3 protein-coding genes and 1 pseudogene are annotated in these 3,879 nt (G+C 54.2%); 3 read left to right on the forward strand and 1 reads right to left on the reverse strand.

Going from position 1 to position 3,879, the window contains the following annotated elements; translation table 11 throughout:
• Positions 1–72: 72 nt before the first annotated feature.
• Entirely contained in the window at positions 73–345 is a 273-nt protein-coding gene (locus HMPREF3107_RS12645) for a hemagglutinin repeat-containing protein (protein ID WP_246828632.1), read from the forward strand.
• A 650-nt stretch (positions 346–995) separates the two neighbouring features.
• Here the strand turns inward: HMPREF3107_RS12645 and HMPREF3107_RS12650 are convergent.
• Positions 996–2,516, reverse strand: a pseudogene (locus HMPREF3107_RS12650) (adhesin); the annotation flags it as partial.
• Here HMPREF3107_RS12650 and HMPREF3107_RS10635 point away from each other — a divergent pair.
• Together HMPREF3107_RS10635 and HMPREF3107_RS10640 are read left to right on the forward strand one after the other, a co-directional pair.
• Positions 2,401–3,375 carry a VENN motif pre-toxin domain-containing protein gene (locus tag HMPREF3107_RS10635; protein WP_070455360.1) on the forward strand — a complete coding sequence of 325 codons (975 nt, stop codon included), beginning with the start codon at positions 2,401–2,403 and terminating at the stop codon, positions 3,373–3,375. The pseudogene HMPREF3107_RS12650 and the gene HMPREF3107_RS10635 sit on opposite strands and share 116 nt — an antisense overlap.
• A complete protein-coding gene (locus HMPREF3107_RS10640; RefSeq protein ID WP_003774468.1) occupies positions 3,372–3,836 on the forward strand; it encodes a hypothetical protein in 465 nt (154 codons plus the stop codon). The genes HMPREF3107_RS10635 and HMPREF3107_RS10640 overlap by 4 nt, the downstream gene beginning before the upstream one ends.
• Positions 3,837–3,879: the final 43 nt, after the last annotated feature.

Raw genomic sequence — 3,879 nt, forward strand, 5'->3', positions numbered from 1 at the left:
GAAGCCGGCTTCGGCTTTAAAACCGCCAGCAAAGAGCAAAACCAACACTACCGCCAAAGCCAGCAAAGCAGCCTGAAAGCTGGCGGCGACATCAATATCCGCAGCCGCGAGGGCGACATTACCGTCCAAGGCAGCAACATTACTGCGGGCGACACCATGCCGACTTCTTCCAGACGCCGCTGCTCTTGGGTGGCGTGGTTGGCAATCTTGTCTTTGGAAAGCCCCGACAATGTGCCACCGATCAGGATTTTGCTGTCACTGTTACGCCATTCTCCGCCTTCGGCTTTCAGGTCGCCGCCAATCAAGATTTCGCCCGGACGGCTTTCTACGATACGTTGGCGGTAACGGTTCAGGCTGTATTGGTAGCGGCGTACCGCCGATACGTCGGAGCGTTCGAATTTGCGTTCGGTACTGCCGCTTTTCTGTCTGCCCTGCTCGTTGAAACGGAAGACCAGATTGGTTCGGTATTGGCTCATGTTGCCGTCTTCGCCGTCAATGTAGCGTTCGGGCTCGCCGGCAAAGGTGTAGGCAATTTGGCGGCGGCTGTCGGCCAAATATTCTTCGGTGCGCAAACCGGCGTTCAGGTTGTCCAGTTTTTGAACGGCAATCTGCCCGCCTCCGGCTGCTTCAATCCTTGCGCCGCGGTTTTCCAGGCGCTCGGCCCTGCCTTCGGCCTGATGGCGCTCGTTCAAACGGCCGCCGATATGGATTTCGCCTTCGCTGCTGATCAGGCTGGAGGCGCTGCCGGTTTGTACTTGGCCGTTTTCAATCTGGCCAAAGCCGCTGCCGGTGTTGCTTATGCTGCGCATGCCGATGTCCAGCCGCTCTCGTGCGGCAATGACGGGGGCTTGGTTTTTGCCGTCTGCGCTTGCTTCTTCGCGGTTGTTCAGGCCGCCGCCGCCCAGGGCGAGACGGCTGCCGTAGATGCGGCCGCTGCCGATGTTGTTCAGGGCAGTCGCGGCATCAATGCGGGTCAGGCCGTTGCTGTTGATCAGGCCGCGGTTGTCCACGGTGTCGGCGCCAATACGGGTATTGCTGCCGGAAACCAGTTTGCCTTCGGCGCGGTTGTCGATATGGCGGGCGCGGATGTTCAGTGCCTGACCGCCGGCCATGCGGTGGCGGTTGCGGATGCTGCCGCCGCTTTCGATGCTGAGTGTGCGGCCGGCTTCGATGCCGCTGCTGCTGTCAAAGTCGGCGCTGAGTTTGAGAGCGGCGTCGCGGCCGGCGGCCAGGGTGCCGCTGCCGTCCAGCCGGTTGGCCGTCAGTTCGAGATCTTGGCCGGCCAGAATGCTGCCGCTGCTGCTGGCAATATCGCCGGCAGCCAGTTTCAGGCTGCCGGCAGTGGTGATTTCGCCTTGTTGGTTGTTCAGACCGTCTGAAAGGCGGATGTCGCTGAGGGTATTGCTGCGGATGACGCTTTGGCGGTTGTCGAGTCGGGTGCCGTCCAGTTTCAGGCTGCCTGCTGCCAGGGCGCCGCCGCGGTTGTCGGTGTGGCGGCTGCTAATGTCGGCGCTGCGGGCGAGGATGGTGCCTTGGCGGTTGTCGAAACGGCCGCCTTCTGTTTTCAGGCTGCCGAGGGTCAAATGGCCGCTGTTGGCCAGCTCGCTGCCGACGCTTAGCGCGGTGCGCCCGCCCGCTTCGATGGTGCCGCTGTTGTCTAAACGGCCGGAGACGCTGATGCGGCCGTCGGCAGGAGCGGGAACTTGGGTGTGGCCGCCGTGACTGTTGCCGCCGTTGCCGTTGTTGCCGCCGCTGTTGCCGTTGTTACCGCTGTTTACGCCGTTGTTACCGCTGCCGTTTCCGCCGTTGCTGCTGTTGCTTTCCGGCAGGCCGATGCGGCCGCTGTTGGCCAGGCGGGCGGTATCGACGGTGAGATTCTGACTGCCGCTTTGGCTGATGCGGCCGCTGTTGTCCAATACGGGGGCGGCGATGTCGAGACGGCCGCCGTCGATTTGGCCGCTGTTGTCAATCCGGGCGCTGCGGATGCGGTTTTCTGAGGTGCTGAGAATGCGGCCGCTGTTGTTCAGGCTGCTTTTGCTGTCGATGCTGCTGGTGCCGTGGGCATACAGGGTGCCGCTGTTGTCGGTTTGGCCGGCGTTAAGACGCAGGGCGCCGCCTTCTTGGGCGGCAACCGTGCCGCTGTTGGCCAGCTGTCCGTCGGCGCTGAGGGTCACGCCGCCGGCACCGGCGTAAATCTTGCCGGCATTGCGGATGCCGCTGCCGGCATCGGCGGCAATCAGGGTGATTTTGCCGGCATACATGCCGCCCAGGGCGCCGGTGTCGATGGCAAAGACGGGGGCGGATGATGACGGGGCGCGGGGTGCGGCGGCGTCTTTCAGGCTGCCTGCGGCGTCGGTTTTACCCACCACCGCATTAATCACAAGACAACCGCTACCAAGATTGGGAAAACCACGAGCGCAAAAAGTCCGGCCTAACCGGCAGCCTGAAAAACGGCGTGGCGATGGCCGGTCAGCCGAGTATCTGGCCGGACAATACGACGACGGCAAGACCGCCATCGACCCGATAAGCGGAAAATTCAATCCCAACCTTTTGCCCGAGCACATCAAAGAAGAGATCAAAGCGCAGACCGGGGCGATTGCTTCGGTGGTGGGTGCGGCGGGAGGCAGCCTGAACGGCACCAACGGCGCAAACACCAATGCCCTGTTCAACGCACAGGTAGGGGGTGTGCTTGGGCAGAATGCGGTGGAGAATAATGCTTTAGAAACAGCATGGGACATTTTGAACATTGGCATAGGGGTAACATCCATGACATATAACATTAAAGAAGGTAATTATGGTTCTGCTGCAATTGATGGGCTTGGTCTTGTTTATGATGGCGTTGCAACAGCAATACCTTTTCTCCCAGGAGGAGCTTCTGCCGGACTTAAAGCTTACCGCGCAGGAAATAGTATAAAAAAATCAATAAATATCGGTCATGATGTTACTAAAATTTCTAATGCGGCTAATAAGGCAGCAAAAAATGCCAATACAGCCTCGCATGCAGCAAAAGAAGGTACAAAAATTCATAAAGAAACTGCCAGACTACTTAAAGAGGAAAATGGAAAGGCGTCTAAATTGTCTTCATCTGCCCAGAGTTATTTTAAAGGTGCTAATAAATCAACTGGAAAACAACCCGATACAAGTTGGCCAGGAACGAATATATGGACTGATTTAACAACAGCAAAAGAATGGAATAAACACGTTAAAAAATATGGTTCAAATTTTGGAGAAGGAATCCCAATTCTATATGAACGTGGGAAAGGTATTATTAATTCACACAAGTTAAAGTCAGGTGTTGGAGTCACAGCTCAGGGGGTGCGAGAAATACATAATAAAGCAAAAGAACTATATGACCAAACAAGAAAGGATAGATGATGGGTTACCATATTAGGATAATAAATACCAGCAAAAAAATTTCAGACGAAAATAAAATATTAAAAAACAAGGAGAACTTGTCAATATTTTTAAGAGAAAAATTTAATTATCATGAAGGTTGCAACGAGATGGGTGAAGTATATTTTTATGACCCAAACGATGAGGAAAGCATTCTTTTTTATGATGGGGAAGAATTGCTTGCAATTACCACAAGCAATGATCTACTATCATCAATGATAAAAATTGCAAGGTCGTTTAAGGATGGTTCCAGAGTTGTTGGTGATGAAAATGAGACTTACAAGGATATAAATAATGCATATCTACATGAGGATGATTATGAGCAGACGCAACAAAAAGAAGATAACTACATTAAAAAAATTAAGGACGCCATTATTCCAATAATAGTTCCTATTTTACTTGGGATAATTGCATTAATATTAAAAATATTAAAAATTAATTAATCTTAAAGCAAAGCCGACGACCGCACCCGCGCCCTGCAGGGTC

The organism is Neisseria sp. HMSC31F04 (assembly GCF_001807735.1).
GTDB lineage: Bacteria > Pseudomonadota > Gammaproteobacteria > Burkholderiales > Neisseriaceae > Neisseria > Neisseria elongata.

What these genes read in the sequence shown, in the direction of transcription:
- HMPREF3107_RS10640 (WP_003774468.1), top strand. Translation starts at nt 3,372, where the DNA reads ATGATGGGTTACCATATTAGGATAATAAATACCAGCAAAAAAATTTCA.